20 protein-coding genes and 2 tRNA genes are annotated in these 19,751 nt (G+C 64.4%); 15 read left to right on the forward strand and 7 right to left on the reverse strand.

Features of this window, described 5'->3' with window-relative positions; genetic code table 11:
- Positions 1 to 62: 62 nt before the first annotated feature.
- Positions 63 to 1,199, reverse strand: coding sequence for a transglycosylase SLT domain-containing protein (locus D1Y85_RS01455; protein WP_124149242.1), 1,137 nt, complete (start codon positions 1,197 to 1,199; stop codon positions 63 to 65).
- Between the two features lie 585 nt (positions 1,200 to 1,784).
- Here D1Y85_RS01455 and D1Y85_RS01460 point away from each other — a divergent pair.
- From D1Y85_RS01460 to D1Y85_RS01470, 3 genes are all read left to right on the forward strand, one after another.
- Positions 1,785 to 3,353 (forward strand): UbiD family decarboxylase, encoded by a 1,569-nt coding sequence (locus tag D1Y85_RS01460; RefSeq protein ID WP_124149243.1) that lies wholly within the window; start codon positions 1,785 to 1,787, stop codon positions 3,351 to 3,353.
- Positions 3,354 to 3,464: 111 nt separating this feature from the next.
- A complete protein-coding gene (locus tag D1Y85_RS01465; RefSeq protein WP_246024730.1) occupies positions 3,465 to 4,937 on the forward strand; it encodes an NAD-dependent succinate-semialdehyde dehydrogenase in 1,473 nt (490 codons plus the stop codon).
- A gap of 122 nt (positions 4,938 to 5,059) precedes the next feature.
- A complete protein-coding gene (locus D1Y85_RS01470; RefSeq protein ID WP_124149245.1) occupies positions 5,060 to 5,734 on the forward strand; it encodes a LysE family translocator in 675 nt (224 codons plus the stop codon).
- A gap of 113 nt (positions 5,735 to 5,847) precedes the next feature.
- Here D1Y85_RS01470 and D1Y85_RS01475 read toward each other — a convergent pair whose 3' ends face one another.
- A complete protein-coding gene (locus tag D1Y85_RS01475) occupies positions 5,848 to 6,129 on the reverse strand; it encodes a hypothetical protein (protein ID WP_124149246.1) in 282 nt (93 codons plus the stop codon).
- A gap of 1,321 nt (positions 6,130 to 7,450) precedes the next feature.
- Between D1Y85_RS01475 and D1Y85_RS01480 the strand changes: the two genes are divergently transcribed.
- The 5 genes from D1Y85_RS01480 to trmB all read left to right on the forward strand — a co-directional run bounded on the left by D1Y85_RS01480 (position 7,451) and on the right by trmB (position 10,011).
- Positions 7,451 to 7,771 carry an EthD family reductase gene (locus tag D1Y85_RS01480; protein WP_124149247.1) on the forward strand — a complete coding sequence of 107 codons (321 nt, stop codon included), beginning with the start codon at positions 7,451 to 7,453 and terminating at the stop codon, positions 7,769 to 7,771.
- 48 nt (positions 7,772 to 7,819) lie between these two features.
- Complete coding sequence (locus D1Y85_RS01485) at positions 7,820 to 8,383, forward strand: YggT family protein (RefSeq protein WP_124149248.1); 564 nt, start codon at positions 7,820 to 7,822, stop codon at positions 8,381 to 8,383.
- A gap of 116 nt (positions 8,384 to 8,499) precedes the next feature.
- Positions 8,500 to 8,574 (forward strand) — tRNA-Gly (locus tag D1Y85_RS01490).
- Positions 8,575 to 8,749: 175 nt separating this feature from the next.
- Positions 8,750 to 8,959, forward strand: a complete 210-nt coding sequence (locus D1Y85_RS01495; RefSeq protein ID WP_124149249.1) for a hypothetical protein — start codon at positions 8,750 to 8,752, stop codon at positions 8,957 to 8,959.
- A gap of 275 nt (positions 8,960 to 9,234) precedes the next feature.
- A complete protein-coding gene (gene trmB, locus D1Y85_RS01500) occupies positions 9,235 to 10,011 on the forward strand; it encodes a tRNA (guanosine(46)-N7)-methyltransferase TrmB (protein WP_124149528.1) in 777 nt (258 codons plus the stop codon).
- Between the two features lie 52 nt (positions 10,012 to 10,063).
- Here trmB and D1Y85_RS01505 read toward each other — a convergent pair whose 3' ends face one another.
- The 3 genes from D1Y85_RS01505 to D1Y85_RS01515 all read right to left on the reverse strand — a co-directional run bounded on the left by D1Y85_RS01505 (position 10,064) and on the right by D1Y85_RS01515 (position 11,948).
- Positions 10,064 to 10,912, reverse strand: a complete 849-nt coding sequence (locus tag D1Y85_RS01505; protein WP_124149250.1) for an undecaprenyl-diphosphate phosphatase — start codon at positions 10,910 to 10,912, stop codon at positions 10,064 to 10,066.
- 90 nt (positions 10,913 to 11,002) lie between these two features.
- Positions 11,003 to 11,590: a DUF1439 domain-containing protein gene (locus D1Y85_RS01510; protein WP_124149251.1), complete on the reverse strand. Its 588-nt coding sequence runs from the start codon at positions 11,588 to 11,590 to the stop codon at positions 11,003 to 11,005.
- Between the two features lie 55 nt (positions 11,591 to 11,645).
- Positions 11,646 to 11,948 (reverse strand): YkgJ family cysteine cluster protein, encoded by a 303-nt coding sequence (locus D1Y85_RS01515; RefSeq protein WP_124149252.1) that lies wholly within the window; start codon positions 11,946 to 11,948, stop codon positions 11,646 to 11,648.
- 208 nt (positions 11,949 to 12,156) lie between these two features.
- On the opposite strand from D1Y85_RS01515, the gene hemN reads away from it, so the two are divergent.
- Together hemN and D1Y85_RS01525 are read left to right on the forward strand one after the other, a co-directional pair.
- Positions 12,157 to 13,542: an oxygen-independent coproporphyrinogen III oxidase gene (gene hemN, locus D1Y85_RS01520; RefSeq protein ID WP_124149253.1), complete on the forward strand. Its 1,386-nt coding sequence runs from the start codon at positions 12,157 to 12,159 to the stop codon at positions 13,540 to 13,542.
- 129 nt (positions 13,543 to 13,671) lie between these two features.
- A tRNA-Leu gene (locus D1Y85_RS01525) sits at positions 13,672 to 13,756 on the forward strand.
- A gap of 13 nt (positions 13,757 to 13,769) precedes the next feature.
- Here D1Y85_RS01525 and D1Y85_RS01530 read toward each other — a convergent pair.
- Positions 13,770 to 14,252, reverse strand: a complete 483-nt coding sequence (locus D1Y85_RS01530; RefSeq protein WP_124149529.1) for a thiamine pyrophosphate-dependent enzyme — start codon at positions 14,250 to 14,252, stop codon at positions 13,770 to 13,772.
- 194 nt (positions 14,253 to 14,446) lie between these two features.
- On the opposite strand from D1Y85_RS01530, the gene D1Y85_RS01535 reads away from it, so the two are divergent.
- The gene (locus D1Y85_RS01535) at positions 14,447 to 15,151 is read left to right on the forward strand and encodes a pseudouridine synthase (RefSeq protein ID WP_124149254.1); all 705 of its coding nucleotides are present in this window, start codon (positions 14,447 to 14,449) and stop codon (positions 15,149 to 15,151) included.
- Between the two features lie 159 nt (positions 15,152 to 15,310).
- Positions 15,311 to 15,496 (forward strand): hypothetical protein, encoded by a 186-nt coding sequence (locus tag D1Y85_RS01540; protein ID WP_124149255.1) that lies wholly within the window; start codon positions 15,311 to 15,313, stop codon positions 15,494 to 15,496.
- A 34-nt stretch (positions 15,497 to 15,530) separates the two neighbouring features.
- On the opposite strand, the gene D1Y85_RS01545 is transcribed toward D1Y85_RS01540, so the two are convergent.
- The gene (locus tag D1Y85_RS01545; protein WP_124149256.1) at positions 15,531 to 16,652 is read right to left on the reverse strand and encodes an NAD-dependent epimerase/dehydratase family protein; all 1,122 of its coding nucleotides are present in this window, start codon (positions 16,650 to 16,652) and stop codon (positions 15,531 to 15,533) included.
- Positions 16,653 to 16,733: 81 nt separating this feature from the next.
- Between D1Y85_RS01545 and D1Y85_RS01550 the strand changes: the two genes are divergently transcribed.
- The 3 genes from D1Y85_RS01550 to D1Y85_RS01560 all read left to right on the forward strand — a co-directional run bounded on the left by D1Y85_RS01550 (position 16,734) and on the right by D1Y85_RS01560 (position 19,749).
- Entirely contained in the window at positions 16,734 to 17,765 is a 1,032-nt protein-coding gene (locus D1Y85_RS01550; RefSeq protein ID WP_124149257.1) for a CDP-6-deoxy-delta-3,4-glucoseen reductase, read from the forward strand.
- A 303-nt stretch (positions 17,766 to 18,068) separates the two neighbouring features.
- Positions 18,069 to 19,253, forward strand: coding sequence for an acetylornithine transaminase (locus D1Y85_RS01555; protein WP_124149258.1), 1,185 nt, complete (start codon positions 18,069 to 18,071; stop codon positions 19,251 to 19,253).
- A gap of 19 nt (positions 19,254 to 19,272) precedes the next feature.
- Complete coding sequence (locus D1Y85_RS01560) at positions 19,273 to 19,749, forward strand: GNAT family acetyltransferase (RefSeq protein WP_124149259.1); 477 nt, start codon at positions 19,273 to 19,275, stop codon at positions 19,747 to 19,749.
- Positions 19,750 to 19,751: the final 2 nt, after the last annotated feature.

Below are 19,751 nucleotides of genomic sequence, written 5' to 3' on the forward strand. Positions count from 1 at the left end.
GGTGCCTTTTTTGCTGGGTCCAGCAGACGCCAGATCCGCTACGCAATCACATCGACTGCTACCTACGCCCCAAATTCAGACGACGAAGCGTGCTTCTGCGCAGTCGCGCTGGCGTCGTCCTGCTCCGGGACCTCCTTGACCGGCGTAACGCCCGTCTTCCCGTCGAGCGTCACCTCCACCCGCTTGTTGCTGGCCACCTTCTGCGTCGCCGGCGCGCTGACCGTCGCAGTGCCGGGTGCCTGCGGCGCGTTGATCGGCACATTGCGGCCGCGGGAGACGTCGCGAAGACGCAAACGCTCGGCCATCACCTTGGCGCCATAGCCGCCGTCGTCCTGCGACGTCGAACCGACGTAGAGCCGCAAACCACCCGGAACCGACCCGCCGCGCGCGATGCAATCCTTCAGCACGAGCGCGCCGACCTTGATGTTCGCGAGCGGATCGAGCGCCGCGCTCTGTCCGCCGAAGTACTGGAACTTGTCGGAATGGACCTTCGACATGACCTGCATCAGGCCCTGCGCGCCGACGCCACTCTCGGCGTACGGATTGAAGCCCGACTCGATCGCCATCACTGCGAGCAGCAGAAGAGGATCGAGCCCCACTTCACGGCCGGTATCGAACGACGCCTTCACGAGTTCGCCGACCGGGCCCTGCGCCACGTGATAGCGGCGTGCAAGGTAGTTCGCGACAAGCATCTGTTCACGCAGGGAAACGAAGATGCGGTCGTCACGGGCATCGGGCGTGATGCGCTGCGACGGAATCATGCGGGCGAGCGCACCGACGCTCGGGAGCGAATGCGGGTCGAGACCGTTGAGCGTGACGGCATCGAGCGGGGTCATACTGACGGCGGTCGGTGCGTTGCCAGCCGTGCTGGCGTCGGAACTGTACGCGACCGGCAGCGACGAACCGTCGTTGGCATTGTCGTCAGTGACCGCTCCCGGCGGCGCGAACGACGGCAGCGGATTGCCTTGAAGCAGACGCGCCGGGCCTGCCTGCACGGCGGCCGACACGAAGGGCATGAGGCGTGCAGCAAGCGTACCGCGCCACGTCGGCTGCATCCACAGAGCAATCGCGAGCAGAACGGCACAGCCGCCAACGATGCTGAACAAGTGATGACTCAGGCGGGTGCCGCGCCGCAGCAGCGCGCGGAGGCCTGGAGCTACACGCTCATCGGCACGCCACCACGATAACCAGGTATTCATCGACAGATCTCCCATGTTGCATGATCCGGCAGGGGGGCACATGGCCATCAGCCCATTGCAGGATCAAGACACCGCGCGCCCTGGCTGGTGCGGCAGCGGCATCGGGAAACGGCGCGTGCGCCGTGAATGGAACTCCTGTACTACTCGGTGCGCGCCAGGGGCGCGCGCGGAAGTTCTCACGCGAACAGCCAGCGCGAAGAAGCGCTGACGAAGACTACATATCTAGACCGTGTGAAGCCGTGCAGGGAATCGGCTCGACGGCGACGCGTTGCGTCTGAAGGACCGGGACGGTGGCTAAAAATTGCAAGCCCTGCAACCAGTGTGGCTGGATTCTAGCAGCGTTTTATAGATCGTCAATACTATAGAACGCACAATGCATAACCAAAAGTAATGATAAACAGCGTTCAGCAGGATGAGACCCGCGCGCCATGCGCGTTTGCGGCCCATTACGCATCGTGCCCCGCAGCGTGTGCCAGCCAACACAGGTAAAATCGACAACTGCATAACCGCCCCTGCCTGCCCTTTCGCGGGCTGCGGCCCCACCACCTGCCGCCGTGCGCGGCCCCGGCCAGTCAACCGCTCCCGATGAAATACAAAGACCTGCGCGACTTCGTCGATCGACTCGAGACGCTCGGCGAATTGCGCCGCGTGCCGCAAGCCGTCTCCCCGGTTCTCGAAATGACCGAACTGTGTGACCGCGTGCTCCGCGCGGGCGGCCCAGCGCTCCTGTTCGAGAACCGCGCGACCCATGCGTTCCCGGTGCTCGGCAATCTCTTCGGCACGCCACGCCGCGTCGCGCTTGGCATGGGTATCGATGCGCCCGGCAGCGTGGGCGACGGCGCCGCGCTCGAGTCTTTACGCGACGTCGGGCAACTGCTTTCGACGCTCAAGGAACCCGAACCGCCGCGCGGGCTGAAGGACGCCGGCAAGCTGTTTACGCTCGCCAAGGCCGTCTGGGATATGGCGCCGAAGACGGTCAGTTCGCCCCCTTGCCAGGAAATCGTCTGGGAAGGTCAGGACGTCGATCTCGCGAAGCTCCCGATTCAGACCTGCTGGCCCGGCGACGCCGGCCCGCTCGTTACGTGGGGCCTCACGGTCACTCGCGGGCCGAACAAGACCCGTCAGAACCTCGGCATCTACCGCCAGCAACTGATAGGCCGCAACAAGCTGATCATGCGCTGGCTCGCCCACCGCGGCGGCGCGCTCGACTTCCGCGAGTTCGCGCTGAAGAACCCCGGCAAACCGTACCCCGTCGCCGTGGTCCTCGGGGCCGATCCCGCGACGATCCTCGGCGCCGTGACGCCCGTGCCCGACACGCTCTCCGAATACCAGTTCGCCGGCCTCCTGCGCGGCGGACGCACCGAGCTCGCGAAGTGCCTGACGCCGGGCGTCGATACGCTCCAGGTGCCCGCCCGCGCGGAAATCGTCCTCGAAGGCTTCATTTATCCGCAGACCGGCGAACCGGTGGCAGCGCCGGCAGGCGCACCGCCGCGCCCGTCGAAGGGCGCGAGCGCGAGCTACGAGCATGCGCTCGAAGGCCCGTACGGCGACCACACCGGCTATTACAACGAACAGGAGTGGTTCCCCGTCTTCACGGTCGAGCGCATCACGATGCGCCGCGACGCGATCTATCACTCCACGTACACCGGCAAACCGCCCGACGAGCCCGCCGTGCTCGGCGTCGCGCTCAACGAAGTGTTCGTGCCACTGCTGCAAAAGCAGTTTCCCGAGATCACCGACTTCTATCTGCCGCCCGAGGGCTGCAGCTATCGCATGGCGATCGTGCAGATGAAGAAGAGCTATCCCGGGCACGCGAAACGCGTGATGTTCGGCGTCTGGAGCTTCCTGCGGCAATTCATGTATACAAAGTTCATTGTTGTGGTCGACGATGACGTGAATATCCGCGACTGGAAGGAAGTGATCTGGGCGATAACGACGCGCATCGACCCCGCGCGCGACACCGTCCTCGTCGAGAACACGCCGATCGACTATCTCGACTTCGCCTCTCCGGTGGCGGGGCTCGGCTCGAAAATGGGGCTCGACGCGACCAACAAGTGGCCCGGCGAGACCACGCGCGAATGGGGCCGGGCGATCGAAATGGATGCCGGCGTGAAGGCGCGCATCGACCGGCTGTACGACGAACTCGGGCTCTGAGGCGCGGCGCGTCCCGGGGCCACGTCGAAACGCGACGCGCATTGGGCGCGGCGCGTTTCGACAGGCGATGCGGCGACTGCCGCATCGCCCACGCACCCTGGAGGCATGAAGATGATCTTGTCCGCAATGGAGCGTCTCACGCAGCTTAAGGACCCCGCCCTCTTCAAGACGCGCGCCTACATCGACGGTGAATGGAGCGGCAGCCCGACGGACTTCGCCGTGCTCGACCCCGCCGACAACGCCCAGATTGCACGCGTGCCGGACTTCGGCGCGGATGAAGCGCGGCGCGCAATCGCTGCTGCGAACGCAGCCCTGCCCGCATGGCGCGCGAAAACCGGCAAGGCGCGCGCGGCCATACTGCGCCGCTGGTTCGACCTCGTGACCGAACACGCCGACGACCTCGCCGCAATCATGACCGCGGAGCAAGGCAAGCCGCTTGCCGAAGCGCGCGGTGAAGTCAGCTACGGGGCATCGTTTCTGGAATGGTTCGCCGAGGAAGCGAAGCGCGTGAACGGCGACGTCCTCGCGAGTCCGGCCGCCGATAAAAAGTTAGTTGTCCTGAAGCAGCCGATTGGCGTCTGCGCGTCGATCACGCCGTGGAATTTCCCGATCGCGATGATCACGCGCAAGGTCGCGCCCGCGATCGCGGCGGGCTGCACGATCGTCGTGAAGCCCGCCGAGCAGACGCCGCTTTGCGCGCTCGCGCTAGCCGAACTCGCGCAGCGCGCGGGCGTGCCGCGCGGCGTGTTCAACGTCGTGACCGCCGACGCGGCGAATTCGATCGAAATCGGCAAGGTGCTCTGTGAGAGCGATCTCGTGCGCCATCTGTCGTTCACCGGATCGACGCCGGTCGGCCGCATCCTGATGCGGCAATGCGCACCGACGGTCAAGAAGATCGCACTCGAACTCGGCGGCCACGCGCCGTTCATCGTTTTCGACGACGCTGATCTCGACGCGGCCGTCGAAGGCGCGGTGATTTCGAAGTATCGCAACGCGGGCCAGACCTGCGTCTGTACGAACCGCTTCTACGTGCAGGACACGATCTACGAGGCATTCGTCGAAAAACTCGCGGCGGAGACGCGCAAGATCCGCGTCGGCAATGGCTTCGAGGCGGGCGTGACGCAGGGCCCGCTGATCGACGACGCAGCGGTCGAAAAAGTCACGCAGCATATCGGCGATGCGACCGCGAAAGGCGCGACGCTCGTCACCGGCGGCAAGGTACGCGAGGGGCGCTACGTCGAGCCGACCGTGCTCGCGAATGTCACGCGCGAGATGCTGATCGCGCGCGAAGAGACGTTCGGCCCGGTCGCCGCCGTGTTCCGGTTCAGCGACGAAGATGAGGCGATTCAACTCGCCAACGACACCGAATTCGGTCTCGCGTCGTACTTCTACAGCCGCGACATCGGTCGCGTGTGGCGCGTGGCCGAGGCACTGGAGTACGGCATGGTCGGCATCAACACCGGACTCATCTCGAACGAGGTCGGACCGTTCGGCGGCGTCAAGCAATCGGGGCTCGGGCGCGAGGGCTCGAAATACGGCATCGACGAATATGTCGAGTTGAAGTATCTGTGTATGGGCGTTTAAATTCCGAAAGCTCGCGATGGGCGCCGCTGTGACGGGATCGCGGCGCCTGCTTCTGGTATTGTGGGGGACACAACGAAATCCGGGCACGCCGCGTGTGCCCAAATAAACAAGAATCCGCTTCAATGCCTCACGTTTCCCTGCTTTCCGACGGTTTTTTTCTCTCGCTCTCGCTCTGCCTCGATATTGGCCTCGTCAACGTCGCCATCATCTCGCTCACACTCTCACACGGCTTCAGGCCCGGCTTCTGGCTCGGCCTCGGCTCGTGTTTCGGCGATCTGATCTATGCCGCCCTCGCGCTCGCGGGCATGGCGGCACTGCTGCAGTTCAACGCGGTACGCTGGATCGTGTGGATCGGCGGTGCCGCCATTCTGCTGATGCTCACCTGGAAGATGGCGCGCGAAGCGCTCAATCCAGCGACCGCGCCGCCCGTCGAGGGTACGGCGGATCCGGTCTCGCCCAATCCCGATCCTTGGCGCAGCTTCGTGCGCGGTGTGTTACTCGCACTCTCATCGCCGAGCGCCATTCTCTGGTTTGCGGCCGTTGGCGGCGCGCTGATCGCGAAAACGGGAGCGACCACCGTAGGCGCGGCGGCTCTGTTTCTCTCGGGATTCTTTCTCGGGGGCCTGGGTTGGACGCTCTTTCTCTGCGGCCTCGCAAGCCACGGACGCAAACGCGCCGGCGCCGGCTTGCTGCGCACGTGCCATGTGCTTTCGGCGCTCCTGTTCGCGTACTTCTCGTATAGCGTGATCGTCCACGGCTATCGCGATCTGATCCTCCAGGGTGCCGGTGCCACCTGAAACGCGCGAACCACACCATCACGCAACGCACAAAGGCAAACGGCGCAACGCGGCAAAAGCCGGCGTTGCGCCGTGACACCCGAAACGAGCAGGGCCAGGCCCTGCCCATTCAATCAGTGGTGATACCAGCCGCGATGGTAGCCGCGGTAGTACGGATGACCCCAGTACGGATGCCCCCAGTATCCACCCACCACGACGGCAGGCGGCGGCGCATACACAACCGCAGGCGGGGCATAGACGACGGGCGGAGGCGGCGCATACACAGGCGCATACACCGGAACCACGGGCGCAACCGGAATGCCGATACCGATGCCCACCGAAACATGCGCCTCCGCTGCACTGACGAGCCCCACACCCAGCACAGCGGCAACGACAAACGAAACGGTCTTCTTCACTTCTCTTCTCCCGACAGCCAACAACGGCGCCAATCTCTATATGAGGCACAGCCCACGCTTCAAATGTATCGAAAACGCCGCGCACCGGCGGCACCCATTTGTTGCAAATTGCAATCCCACTTTGGCGGTTAGCGGCGCTCGAACAAAGCAGCGCGACGCAACGTGATCGGTAAAAGCTGACAAACGGGCCACTTCGAGGCTTGAATCGTCGTTCGCGACGACACGCGGTGACGCTTGCTGCCGAATTGGCACGGCGGGACAAATCGCCCGGTAAAGTTTGATTACAAATTGGTTAAGGCCGGCGGCCGGAATGGCCCGTAAACGACGATGCCCGGTCAGGGACCGGGCATCAGGTCTTGCCGCGTCCAGCGGCCACGCGCCGCTTACCCGGCGTCATCCGACTTTGACGTAAGCGAACTCGCGCGTAACGCTTGGCGGTACGTAGGCACCGCTGATCTTCACCCTTGGCTTCAGGCGCTTTTTCTGATCCCACCAGCGGCGACGCTGAACAGGCGTGAGAAATCGCAGATGTTTTCGGTACGCGAAGATGCTCATGTTGGACTCCCGAATCGGACTACCGACAGGAAACAGCGCACGACTGCAACAGCAAAACCGAAACCGTGGAGCGTATTGCGCGCAAAGTCGGGGACATCGACGGCGGTGTTGCGAGATAGCCGCAAGCGCACCCCTTATTGCCCTCAAACCGTCGATCGCGATGGCCGTGGCCATCGCGTTGCGTCGCTCCTTGCGCTAAACCTGTGACATCCGCGCGGTGTCCACATCGCGCGGCCCCCCACACGACACCCTGTGTCGCGCCTGTATTCGTTTTCGCACGCAGTGCGCGGTGTCCGCGCGCTTCGCCTGCCTGCCAGCCGGCGTAGGCCATCATGTCGTTCTTTGCCTCGCCAACCGCTCTGTCACACCCCGCCTTTGCCTTTGCGGTCCGACCGCGGACCCGTCATCGCCCGTACGCCACACAACTCGCCGGGTGTCCCGATCCGTTTTAGCCGCACCGGTTGTCGCGCTTCAGTACGGCAGCATACACAGCGCGCGTCACCGCGCTGCATGTGCGCCTTGCGTGCGCGTGGCCTTGACCGGCCGCCCCGATGCAGCAACACGGCAACGCGAATCAGCAGAACCACTTTAGCCGTTTGCAGGAAAAGGTGTCACGCCAGCGCGTCCATGCCAGGGCACCGGCGCGACAGACCGCGCCGAACCACACAGCATCGACAAAAGCCGTGGTAATGTGGCAACGGCGCGCGCGCCGCCGGGACCACACGACGCGCGCTTCAGGATTCACGGCGAACGACGAGAACGCACAATGATCAAGGTCAGCATCCTGTATCCATACCGTGAAAACGGGCATTTCGACAGCGAGTACTACAGTACGCGGCACATGCCGCTCGCTGCGCGCCTGTTCGGCGATACGCTCCGGGGTTGGTCGGTCGATGTCGGCATCAATGCCGGGCCGCCCGGCACGCCACCGCCATACGTCGCCGCAGGACATTTCCTGTTTGACACGATCGACGCGTTCTACGCCGTATTCGAGCCGCATGCGCAAACGCTTCTCGACGACATTCCCAACTACACCGACGGCGGCAATGGCACGATCCTGATCAGCGAAATCAAGGTATCGGCCTGAGTCCGGCAACGCTACCGCGGTACTAACCACACGAAGGAAAAGACACCGATGTTCGGCGATATCGCCCGTTTTCTGCTCAGCACGATCTTCACGCTGTTTGGCGCCGCTTTACTCCTGCGCGCATGGCTGCAGTTTGTCCGGGTGCCGGCCTACAACGCGGTGAGCCACGCGGTGCAGCAAGTCACCAACTGGCTCGTGCTGCCGTTGCGGCGCATCATTCCGGGTTTTCGTGGCATCGATTGGGCGAGTATCGTAGCCGCGCTGATCGCGGCCGTCGTCTACGTGCTGCTGGCGGTCTGGCTCGCAGGCATCGATCCGTTCGGCGCGTTGCCGACGCTCGTCGTCGTCGCCGTGCTGACGGTCGTGAAGTGGGCGCTTAACCTGTTGATCTGGCTAACGATCCTGATGGCGCTGCTGTCGTGGCTCAATCCAAACTCGCCGGCCATGCCGGTGCTGTTCGAGTTGACGGCGCCGTTCCTGAACCCGCTGAGGCGCATCCTGCCCCAACTCGGCGGACTCGACCTCTCGCCCATCCTGCTGTTTGTCATCGTGCAGGTGCTGCTAATGGTGGTCACTCGCGCGGCCGTATCGCTGACGCTGTTCGGAATCTGAGCGCGATATAACGCGGCGGTCTGCGCGACGCGTGACCGCCGCGGTTCAAACCGGCCCGTCTGACGGCGGCCGGCGATTGCACAAGCGGACGAATTCCGCGTAAAATGGCGCGCTCTGCGGGCGTCGTATAATGGCTATTACCCCAGCTTCCCAAGCTGGAGACGTGGGTTCGATTCCCATCGCCCGCTCCACATCGGCTTGCCAGTCTTGTGCCTGGACGTCGCACGGTCACTCCAGGTTGTCCTGATTTCCTCCCGTCGTACGCTCCAGCTCCGGCTTCTGCCGCGCACCGGCCTGCCATCCTCCTCTCTTGAACGACTCGCCTTGCGCACGCCGTAGGGACCGTCACCGATGGAACATTTCTTCATGCCCCGTCGGCGCGCACTTGCGCTGATCGTGCGCGCCCGCAACGACCTGCTGGCGAAGGCCGCGGAGCGACTTCCGGCGGACGCCCAGCCGCTTTACGACGACGCCGCTCAACTGGAGCGCCTGTTGCTGGACGTTCGCGCGTGCCGCATCGACGAGTTCGAACTGCACCGCCCGGCGACGATCCACGTGACGATCTCTGCGGATTGAACACAGCGGCGCAGCCTCGGGACGCCGCCGGACGGTCCGGCAGGCGCTGCTATAATGCGCGTCGTTTTCAGCGTCCAGGCGCGCTCGCAGCACGGTAACGTGCGAGACCCGCACGGCCCGATCTGCGACACATCAGCAACACGCCAGAGCGCAAGCCCGCGTCGCCAATCGAACCCGACCCCGATTCAGGCAGATACGAACGCTACGCCCGCCGGACCCGCAGCGCCTCGCCGTCCGGCGCAATGCGCGCTGCCCTCACCCTGCCATTCTCGAAGATGATTCACGATCCGAACGACGCAGTCCCGCACGACTGCCTGCCGCCCGCCTCATCGGACGAGCCGCACGACGCGACCTCCGACGCACCCGGCGACGCCCTGCACCTGCGCCGTATCCGCAGCTTCGTCACGCGCGCTGGCCGCGTGTCGACGGGTCAGCGCCGCGCGCTCGACGAACTCGGTCCGCGATTCGTCGTGCCGTACGCACCCGCGGAGCCCGACTGGAATGCAGTGTTCGGCCGCCACGCGCCGCGCGTGCTGGAGATCGGCTTCGGGATGGGTGCAAGCACGGCGGAAATCGCCGCATTGCGACCGGACGACGATTTTCTCGGCGTCGAAGTTCATGAACCGGGCGTCGGCGCGCTGCTCAAGCTGATCGGGGAGCACGATCTCACGAACATCCGGATCATCCAGCACGACGCGGTCGAAGTGCTCGAACAGATGATTGCGCCCGCAAGCCTCGACGGCGTCCACATCTTCTTCCCGGACCCGTGGCACAAAGCGCGCCATCACAAGCGCCGCCTGATCCAGCCGAAGTTCGTCGAACTGCTCGTATCGCGCATGAAACCGGGCGCCTACCTGCACTGCGCGACCGATTGGCAGAACTACGCGGAACAGATGCTCGAAGTGCTGGGCGCCGAACCGGCGCTCGTCAACACGGCCACCGATTATGCGCCGCGCCCGGACTATCGTCCGGTGACGAAGTTCGAGCGCCGCGGCCTGCGCCTCGGCCACGGTGTGTGGGACCTGGTGTTCCGCCGCCGCGCACAGGACTGATCCTTTTCTTCGCAGGATGGAAAACGGGGCGCTCGAAGCGCCCCGTTTTCGTTCAATCGCCCCACCCGAGCCCGCCGCCGTAACCGAGCACGAGAATCACGAGACCGAACACGATCCGATACCAGGCAAACGCGGTGAAATCATGCGAGGCGACGAAGCGCAGCAGCCAGCGCACGCAGAGAAACGCGCTCACGAACGCAGCAACGAAGCCGATTCCGAAGAGGCCGAGCGATTCGACTGATAGCCCCTGCCAGCTCTTGTGCAGTTCGTAGACGGTGGCGCCGAAAATCACCGGTATTGCGAGAAAGAATGAAAACTCGGTTGCGATGCGTCGCTCGAAGCCAAACAGCATCGCGCCAATGATCGTCGAGCCCGAGCGCGACATCCCCGGAATCAGCGCGAAACATTGCGCGCAACCGACTTTGAATGCGTCGATGGGCGTGATTTCGTCGATCGAGCGGACGCGCGAAGGCGCCTGCGCGGTCGGTGCGCCGGCCCGCCGCTGACGCCCTTCCACCCACAGAATGACAAGACCGCCCGCGACCAGTGCGAGCGCCACCGGCACCGGGGCGAACAGCACCGACTTGATTCCCCGCTCGAACAACAGGCCGAGCACAACGGCCGGCACGGTCGCGACGATCACATTCAACGTGAAACGGCGAGCGTCGGGCCGCGTGGGCAGACCGGTAATCACGCTGCCGATCTTGCGTCGAAATTCCCAACAGACGGCGAGAATCGCGCCGAACTGGATCACGACAAAGAAGGTCTTCGCGAAGTCACCCTCGAAGTTGAGCGCGCTGCCCGCAACGATCAGATGCCCCGTGCTCGATACGGGCAGGAACTCGGTCAGCCCTTCGACGACGCCCAGTATCAAGGCCTTGCAGGTCAGCCACCAGTCCATCCGTTCTCCTTGCCGAGGTTCGCGCCGGACCGGGCACCCGCCGCATTACGCACGCCGGCCGACGGCTTCGCGCCGCGGCGTTTCGTCGATTCATTTCTCGACGATCTGCACGCGTATGCCGTTTGTAAGGATCGTGATTGTACCGGGTTCGTAGCTGACACCCGCAAATTGCAGTTGCTCGGGCTTGAAGGTGTGAATCGGATAGTTGTCGAGGAGCTGCGTCGCAGCGAGCGCTACCACTGCCCCGACCTGCTGCCCGTAGGCTGCGGCGGCACCCTGCATGTCGACGCGGTCGACCGACGGCGACTTCAGCACCACGGAGCGGCTCGCGCTATCCCAGGCCAGTTCGCTTGACAGTGTGAATACGCCGCTCACAGGCTGCCGGATAAGCGGACTCGCAAGTTGCGCGTCGAGCTGCACCGCGATGCGGTTGCGATCGGGCTCCAGCATGACGACGGGGTTCGTGAGCGAAACGTCGAAGAGCTGCTGCATCTGCCGCCGGTACGGGAACTTGCGCTGGACCGCGTCCTGCACCTGCTGCTGCGAGAACGTGTAGTGATCGGGAATGAACGGAAAGATCCCCGTCGCACAGGCGCCCAGCGACGTTGCCGTGCCCGCCGCAGCACAGGCCGCGAGCAGGAAGGCACGCCGGGAAACGCGCTTTGCGGTGTGGGTCATGCGAAGTCTCCATGATGGACGGCACGCGGCCGCTTGAACGGAACGTGATAGGGCGTCATGCGTGGCGCAACGGTTGCGTCTCGGCTTCAAGCCGCGTGAGCCAGCGAATGGCCTCCTCGCGCGACGCACCGCACATCTCCGCCTGCGGCTGCAGTCCGGAGCAACACGCCGGGCGCAACGGAGAGCCGAAGATCGCACATTGCAGATCGTCGCCGAGCTGCACGCAGCGTACGCCCGCTGGCTTGCCGTGCGGCATGCCAGGAATCGGACTCGTAATGGACGGCGCGATGCAGCACGCGCCGCAACCGGGGCGGCACGCGTGCCCGGGCACGTCGAAGGGGGAACCTGCACTCACCATCTGCTTCCTGAAACTGTCGATACAATCCGCCGCCAATCGGCGAACCGAGGCATTGTGCCATCCATCAATGCGACCTTTTTACACAATCGCGTCAGGGCACGGACTCTTAAACTAGATCAACATGGCGCCAGAAAATTCGTCGCCCGATGCGCCGCACGCTCCGGCTCCGGGAACAATCTTACGGCGCGCCAACCTAAGAGAGCCCCGTATGAGCGACGCCGATCTTCTGTTCCGCCCCGACCTCCTCGCCAAATATGGCGCGAACGGCCCACGTTATACGTCTTACCCGACCGCGCTTCAGTTCCGCGACGATTTCGACCCGGCCCTCTACCGCCGCGCCGCTGCCGATCCCGGTGCCAGCGACACCGACCTCTCGCTCTACTTTCACATCCCGTTCTGCGACACCGTCTGCTTTTATTGCGGCTGCAACAAGGTCATCACGAAGAATCGCGCCCGTGCGAAGCCGTACTTGAAGCAACTGCTGCGCGAACTGGAAATGCAGGCTGCGCTCTTCGACACGAGGCGCCCCGTTTCGCAACTGCACTGGGGCGGCGGCACCCCCACCTTCCTTTCGGTCGAAGAGATGAGCACGCTCATGGCCGCCACGCGCGAGCACTTCACGCTGCGCCCGGACAGCGAAGGCGAATATTCGATCGAGATCGATCCGCGCGAAGCGTCACCGGCGACGATCGCCCATCTTCGCGGGCTCGGCTTCAACCGCATGAGCCTCGGTGTACAGGATTTCGATCCGGTCGTGCAGCAAGCGGTCAACCGTATCCAGCCGCTCGAAATGACCGTCGACTGCATGAACGCGGCGCGCGCGAACGGTTTCGAGTCGGTCAGCGTCGATCTGATCTACGGCCTGCCGCATCAGAGCGTGAAAACCTTCCGGCGCACGCTCGAAACGATCCTTCTGCTCGCACCCGACCGGCTCTCCGTGTTCGGCTACGCGCACATGCCACATCTGTTCAAGATGCAACGGCAGATGGACGCAAACACGCTTCCCTCGCCCGCCGAGCGGCTCGCGCTGCTGCAGCTTGTGATCGAGCAGCTCACCGATGCAGGCTACGTCTACATCGGCATGGATCACTTCGCGCTGCCCACCGACGAACTGGCGCTGGCGCAGAAGCAACGCACGCTGCATCGTAATTTTCAGGGCTACAGCACGCGCGCAGATTGCGACCTGATCGCCTTCGGGGCTTCGGCCATCGGCAAGGTCGGCGACGTCTATGCGCAGAATGCGAAGGATCTGGTGACTTACGGCGGCGCGATCGAAGAGGGACGTCTCGCGACTGCGCGCGGCGTACAACTTTCCGCCGACGACCGCCTGCGCCGCGACATCATCACCGAACTGATGTGCAACCTCGAATTGCGCTTCGACGAATTCGAAGCTGCGTACGGTGTACGGTTCCTGAGCACGTTCGCCCCCGAAATGGAGCGCCTGCGCGACTTCGAGCAGGATGGCCTCGTAGCGCGCAGCACAAACCGGCTGGAAATCCTGCCGGCCGGGCGCATGTTCGTGCGCAATATCGCGATGGTTTTCGACCGATACCTCAGTGCTCAGAGCTCGGAGCGGTACTCCCGCACTGTTTGAGCGGGCCGGCAGTACTGGTTGCCGGGGCGGCGGAATTGCGTCATAATTTAAGGCTAGTTCCCCAGCGGTTGCCGTATATGGCGACCGATCGCCAAAAGCGATAGTGCGCGATAAAGCGTGGTGGAGAACGCCTCGGTGGTGAAATTGGTAGACGCGCCGGACTCAAAATCCGGTTCCGAAAGGAGTGCCGGTTCGATTCCGGCCCGAGGCACCATCAAGATTTCTGGCTACACCCAGTAGCCCCCAAAACCCCGCAAAGGCTTGTCTGGCGGGGTTTTTTGTTGCCGGCATCCGCCAGTTACGTCATTTCTCCGGTCCGGCCCATTCGCATGTTGCGGCCTTACGCGCAAGCTCGGCCATCCTCCCCGTTGCCGCATCGTCGATGCACCGTCGTGCTGTCCTGACCAGGCGCGGTACGCGGATACGCTGAAAATACCCGCGCCCTTCGCGATATCGGCGAAATGGCTCGCACCGAGGTTCCTGCCCGTTTCCACGTGGCGGCCAGCCTTCATCTCCATCGCGACGAATCCGGGTATGCCATTGTTTAGCAGAACGATCTTGATCGGCAGACCGACCTGCTGTCCGCTCAACTGAGCGCCGGACAGCATCGACAGTCCATCGTCTCCCGACAAGGAAATCCGCAACCGTAATCGCCATGCTGTCGTCCACGTGAGCGGGCCTCGCACGCACGCGCGGACGGCATTCGGCATCGTGCCGCGAATGGGGAAGAGCAGCGCGGGTACGACCGCCAGCAAGGCACGCAAAAGCGACGCAACTGCGCGAAGCGTCGCTTCACGCTACGCCATCGGCCCGAACAACACCGCGCGGTCGGCAACGGCAGTGCTCAAGCTCAGCGGCCCGTGCCGGTTAGAATGCAGCCGTTCGACGCCGTCCGCCGCCCCTCATGAATCTCGAAAGCATCCTCTTCTCTCAGGGCTTCGGCTCGCGCCGCCAGTGCCGTATGCTTGTCACCGATGCGCGCGTTGCCGTCGCGGGTACGCCCTGCACCGATCCGCTCGCGTCATTCGACACAGCGGGGCTCACCTTCAGCGTCGACGGCGAGGTCTGGCCGTTCCACGAGCGCGCGTACCTTGCGCTGAACAAGCCTGCGGGCTACGAATGCTCGCGCGATCCACAGCATCATCTGAGCGTGTTTCATCTCCTGCCGGCGCAGTTCGCAACGCGCGGCGTGCAATGCGTCGGCCGGCTCGATCAGGACACGACCGGCCTGTTGCTGCTCTCCGACGACGGCCAGTTCGTCCACGCGTTCACGTCGCCTAAACGCAAAGTTCCCAAGGTGTACGTCGCGACGACCCGCCATGCACTCGACGACGCCCAGCTCGACGCGCTGCGCGCAGGCGTCCTGCTGCATGGCGAGCGCGAGCCGATCGCTGCCGTCGCCGCCGTCGCACGCGGCGAGCGCGAGCTGGAACTCGCCGTGCTCGAAGGCAAGTACCACCAGGTCAAGCGCATGGTCGCCGCCGTCGGCAACCGTGTGGAGGCGCTTCATCGCGAGCGGATCGGCGGCCTCTCGCTGCCCGCGGAACTGGCGCCGGGCGCATGGCTTTGGCTCGACGCGGCGAAGATCGACGCGCTGCGCAACGGCTGATCGGCGTCGCGTCGCATCGCATCCCGCCGCGCCTGTGTGCGATACCGCGCCGACGCGCCCACATCGCCTCGTATTACGCCGCGCTGCAGCATGCCCTTCCCGGCGTTGCGCCCTATACTCGGTTAAACAACGATTACAAGCAATGCAAGGAGGGACGGCATGATCATCGGCGGATTCGAAATTTCAGCCGTGTCGATGGCGTTCGTAGTTCTCGGGGCAATTCTGATCAGCGCTTTGATGGTATCGATGCACTTGCGGCATCGGTACCAGCCGAACCTGATTGGTGCCCTCATCGGCGCCCTGTGCTGTTTCCTCCTTCTCGAGGCGCTGCCGGCCATCACGTGAACGGCACGCTTGCGCCATGCCGCCGCGCCCGCGCTCAAGGGCGCGGCGGCAGCGTGCGCAGGAAGTCGTCAACATCCGGATAGCGCAACCGTATCCCCAATTCCCACTTGAGCCGGCCATTCGCGAGCCGGCGCGATTCCCGCATGAACGACAGCAGCACCGGATCGAGCTGGCGCTCGGCCTCGGCGCGGCTCACGCGCGGCGCGCGCGCGACGCCGAAGGCGTCGGCGACGCGGTCGAACCACTCCCCCATCTTGAGCTCGCTGTCGTCGGATGCGTGAATTACGCGCCCCGGGCGACCGTGCGTCGCGAGGCGCACCATGATCGCGGCAAGATCGTCGGCGTGAATGTGGTTCGTGTAGACGTCGTCGCGCTCGACGAGCGCGGGCGTACCTTTCGCGAGCCGCGCGAGCGGCAGGCGGTCGGCCGCGTAAATGCCCGGAATACGCGCGATCTTCGTCACGAGCGAGCCGCGCGTGGTCGCGCGGCGCAGGAGGTGCTCGGCCGCCACGCGGCGCTTCGCACGCGCGTTGGCGGGCCGCACGGGGCGGGTTTCGTCGATGCGCGCCCCTGCGCAATCGCCATAAACGCCGGTCGTGCTCGCGTAGACGACCGTCAACCGGCCAGGATGCGTGCGCCGGGGCCCGGCAGTACGCTCGGGTACAATAGAACTCGCTTTGCGGCGTGCCAGCAGGTGCGTCGCGCGCGGGCCAAAGGCAGGGCGCAGAGGGCCCGATAGGGCGTTCGGGCGCGTGTCGTGTGTGGGCACCGACATCCGCAAGCGTGGACTCAACGCAATGTCAGTGCGCAGCGCTCGCCGTCCTCCACCGGCCGGACGCGCGGCAGCGCGACGGCGTGCCGTCAGCGCGGCGATCAACCTGCGAGTCCGCGTATCCTCATCGCCGGATTGCTGGGGCGGCGCGAGATGCAGGACAACTGACGCGAGTCCCGCGAGACGCGTAAGATTCGCGGGCACGTCGAGGTCGCCGACCATCGGTATCGTGCCCGCCTCGCGCAGCGTGGCGACGCGCACCGGCTGGCTCGTGAGCGCGAACACCCGCGCGCGGGAACGCAAAAGCGCGGCACAGCGCAAGCCAATGTCGCCGCATCCGACGATCAAAACGCGCGCACGGCGCAAGGTTCGTGTCGCAATCATGGTGGACCTATTTTAAGCCGTCAGCGCTGACCACAGGCGCCGTTACGGATTACCGATTACAGACTCACACTTCATTCGAATATGGCTTTTAACGTAACGCTCAAGCAAAGCGGCCGGCAATTCCAGGTCGAGCCGGACGAACCCATCCTCAACGCGGCGCTGCGCCAGGGCATTGGCCTTCCCTACGGCTGCAAGAACGGCGCCTGCGGATCGTGCAAGGGCAGCGTCGTCAGCGGCGAAGTCGAGCAGCACGCGCACGCAGCATCGGCTCTCGCGAACGATGAGAAAACGCGCGGCATGGCCCTCTTCTGCTGTGCGAGCGCGCAGTCGGACCTCGAAATCGATATCCGCGAAGTAGCGGGCGTCGGCGACGTGCAAGTACGCAAGCTGCCCACGCGCGTCGCCGCGATCGCTCGCGCGGCCGACGATGTCATCGTCGTGAAGCTGCAATTGCCCGCGAACGAGCGCCTGCAGTACCTGGCGGGCCAGTACCTCGAATTCATCCTCAAGGACGGCACGCGCCGCAGCTACTCGATGGCAACCGCGCCGCACGACGAAGGTCCGATCGAACTGCACATCCGTCACATGCCGGGCGGCAAATTCACTGACCACGTCTTCACGCAGATGAAGGAGCGCGACATCCTGCGCTTCGAGGCGCCGCTCGGCACCTTTTTCCTGCGCGAGGATTCGGACAAGCCGATCGTGCTGCTCGCCTCGGGCACCGGCTTCGCGCCGATCAAGGCGATCGTCGAGCACGCGGTCCACAAGAAGCTGAACCGCCCGATGACGCTCTACTGGGGCGCGCGTCAGAAGAAGGACCTGTACCTGATGGATCTCGCCGAACAATGGGCTTCGGCGATCCCGAACTTCCGCTTCGTGCCGGTGCTCTCCGAGCCCGCAGCCGGCGACAACTGGACTGGCCGCACGGGCTTCGTGCACCGCGCCGTGATCGAAGATCTGCCGGACCTTTCGGGGCATCAGGTGTACGCATGTGGCGCCCCGGTGATGGTGGAGTCGGCGCAGCGCGACTTCTCGCAGCACCACGGCCTGCCCGAAGCCGAGTTCTACGCGGACGCATTCACGAGCGCCGCAGACCTCGCGAATCCCGTCTGAGTCGGGTTTTCCGGCACACACGCAAGGCGGCCGTCATGAAAAATTCTTCGGCCGTCTGCGAATTGCCGGTTTACAGCGCAGTTCGGCTTATCGTATTCTTGCGCCCATGAACCGCATCCTGTCCGCTCTCCGACGTCGCCGCTTGCCCGAATAGGGCCTGGCTTCGTTCGCGGACGCGCGTCTGACACCCACGCGCATGGAGTTCGAGTCACGAAAGCCACGGCCAGCCGTGGCTTTTTGTATTTCCGGCCGCCTCATTGCGGCACCTTTCTTCTTTCAGTCCTGAGCGCGGAGCCCGTTGCCATGAATTTTTCCGAGTACCCGACCGATTCGCTGATGTACATCACCAACCGGCCCGATATCGTTTTCACGCATGGCAAGGGTTCGTGGATCTACGACAACGAAGGCAAGCGCTATCTCGACTTCATCCAGGGCTGGGCCGTCAACAGCCTCGGGCACTGCAACGAAGGCATGATCGAGGCGCTCGAAAAGCAGGCGCGCCTGATCATCAACCCGTCGCCGGCGTTCTACAACGAGCCGATGGCGAAGCTCGCAGGTCTCCTCACCGAACACAGCTGCTTCGACAAGGTGTTCTTCGCCAACAGCGGCGCGGAAGCCAATGAAGGCGCGATCAAGCTCGCTCGCAAGTGGGGCAGGAAGCGTCGCGACGGCGCGTACGAGGTCATCACGTTCGATCACAGCTTCCACGGCCGCACGATCGCGACGATGTCGGCAAGCGGCAAGCCCGGCTGGGACACGATCTACGCGCCGCAGGTGCCCGGCTTCCCGAAGGCGGATCTGAACGACATCGCATCGGTCGAAAAGCTCATCTCGGGCAAGACCGTCGCCGTGATGCTCGAGCCGATCCAGGGCGAAGGCGGCGTGATTCCCGCAACGCGCGAATTCATGCAGCAGTTGCGTGCGCTCACGAAGAAGCACGGCATTCTCCTGATCGTCGACGAAGTGCAGAGCGGCTGTGGCCGTGCGGGCACTCTGTTCGCGTATGAACTCTCAGGCATCGAGCCGGACATCATGACGCTCGGCAAGGGTATCGGCGGCGGCGTGCCGCTCGCGGCGCTGCTCGCGAAGAAGGACGTCTGCGTGTTCGAAGCCGGCGATCAGGGCGGCACGTACAACGGCAACCCGCTGATGACGGCCGTAGGTTATTCGGTGATCTCGCAACTGGTTGCGCCCGGCTTCCTCGAAGGCGTGCGCGCACGCGGCGAGTATCTGCGAGAGAAACTGCTCGAGCTCTCTGCAGAACGCGGCTTCGAAGGCGAGCGTGGCGAAGGCCTCTTGCGCGCGCTGCTGCTTGGCAAGGACATCGGTCCGCAGATCGTCGAAAAAGCGCGCCTCCTGCAACCGGACGGCCTGCTGCTCAACGCAGCACGCCCGAACCTGCTGCGCTTCATGCCCGCGCTCAACGTGACGAACGAAGAGATCGACCAGATGATGGCGATGCTGCGCACGGTCCTGGACTCGCTGTAACCGCACGAAGCCGCGAACGATGACCGTCACGATCCGCCCTTTCGCGCAAGCCGACACCGACGCGGTGATCGCGCTCTGGCTGCAGGCGTTTCCTGAGTATCAGGACACGAGCCGGCCGCACCGCGATCCGCGTCTGTCGATTGCGAACAAGCTCGGCACACAGCCGGAGCTGTTTTTCGTCGCCACGCGCAGCAAGGGCGACGAGGGCAACGAGGACGGCGCGCTAGTCGGCACGGTGATGGCGGGCTACGACGGGCATCGCGGCTGGCTTTACTCCCTTGCCGTCGATCCGCTCGCGCGGCGATTCGGCATCGGCACGCGGCTCGTGCGGCACGCGGAAGCCGCGCTGGCCATGCTCGGCTGTCCGAAGCTCAATCTGCAGGTGTTGCATGACAAGGCCGACGTGCTCGCGTTCTACGAGTCGCTTGGCTATCGCGCCGATGCTGTGGTGAGCCTCGGCAAGCGGCTCGCGCCGCCGGCATGCGCTAACGTGTAGCG

This window comes from Paraburkholderia dinghuensis, assembly GCF_003837865.1.
Lineage (GTDB): Bacteria > Pseudomonadota > Gammaproteobacteria > Burkholderiales > Burkholderiaceae > Paraburkholderia > Paraburkholderia dinghuensis.

Coding starts and splice junctions, on each gene's coding strand:
- D1Y85_RS01455 (WP_124149242.1), bottom strand. CDS start 1,199: ATGAATACCTGGTTATCGTGGTGGCGTGCCGATGAGCGTGTAGCTCCA.
- D1Y85_RS01460 (WP_124149243.1), top strand. CDS start 1,785: ATGAAATACAAAGACCTGCGCGACTTCGTCGATCGACTCGAGACGCTC.
- D1Y85_RS01465 (WP_246024730.1), top strand. CDS start 3,465: ATGATCTTGTCCGCAATGGAGCGTCTCACGCAGCTTAAGGACCCCGCC.
- D1Y85_RS01470 (WP_124149245.1), top strand. CDS start 5,060: ATGCCTCACGTTTCCCTGCTTTCCGACGGTTTTTTTCTCTCGCTCTCG.
- D1Y85_RS01480 (WP_124149247.1), top strand. CDS start 7,451: ATGATCAAGGTCAGCATCCTGTATCCATACCGTGAAAACGGGCATTTC.
- D1Y85_RS01485 (WP_124149248.1), top strand. CDS start 7,820: ATGTTCGGCGATATCGCCCGTTTTCTGCTCAGCACGATCTTCACGCTG.
- D1Y85_RS01495 (WP_124149249.1), top strand. CDS start 8,750: ATGCCCCGTCGGCGCGCACTTGCGCTGATCGTGCGCGCCCGCAACGAC.
- trmB (WP_124149528.1), top strand. CDS start 9,235: ATGATTCACGATCCGAACGACGCAGTCCCGCACGACTGCCTGCCGCCC.
- D1Y85_RS01505 (WP_124149250.1), bottom strand. CDS start 10,912: ATGGACTGGTGGCTGACCTGCAAGGCCTTGATACTGGGCGTCGTCGAA.
- D1Y85_RS01510 (WP_124149251.1), bottom strand. CDS start 11,590: ATGACCCACACCGCAAAGCGCGTTTCCCGGCGTGCCTTCCTGCTCGCG.
- D1Y85_RS01515 (WP_124149252.1), bottom strand. CDS start 11,948: ATGGTGAGTGCAGGTTCCCCCTTCGACGTGCCCGGGCACGCGTGCCGC.
- hemN (WP_124149253.1), top strand. CDS start 12,157: ATGAGCGACGCCGATCTTCTGTTCCGCCCCGACCTCCTCGCCAAATAT.
- D1Y85_RS01530 (WP_124149529.1), bottom strand. CDS start 14,252: ATGCCGAATGCCGTCCGCGCGTGCGTGCGAGGCCCGCTCACGTGGACG.
- D1Y85_RS01535 (WP_124149254.1), top strand. CDS start 14,447: ATGAATCTCGAAAGCATCCTCTTCTCTCAGGGCTTCGGCTCGCGCCGC.
- D1Y85_RS01540 (WP_124149255.1), top strand. CDS start 15,311: ATGATCATCGGCGGATTCGAAATTTCAGCCGTGTCGATGGCGTTCGTA.
- D1Y85_RS01545 (WP_124149256.1), bottom strand. CDS start 16,652: ATGATTGCGACACGAACCTTGCGCCGTGCGCGCGTTTTGATCGTCGGA.
- D1Y85_RS01550 (WP_124149257.1), top strand. CDS start 16,734: ATGGCTTTTAACGTAACGCTCAAGCAAAGCGGCCGGCAATTCCAGGTC.
- D1Y85_RS01555 (WP_124149258.1), top strand. CDS start 18,069: ATGAATTTTTCCGAGTACCCGACCGATTCGCTGATGTACATCACCAAC.
- D1Y85_RS01560 (WP_124149259.1), top strand. CDS start 19,273: ATGACCGTCACGATCCGCCCTTTCGCGCAAGCCGACACCGACGCGGTG.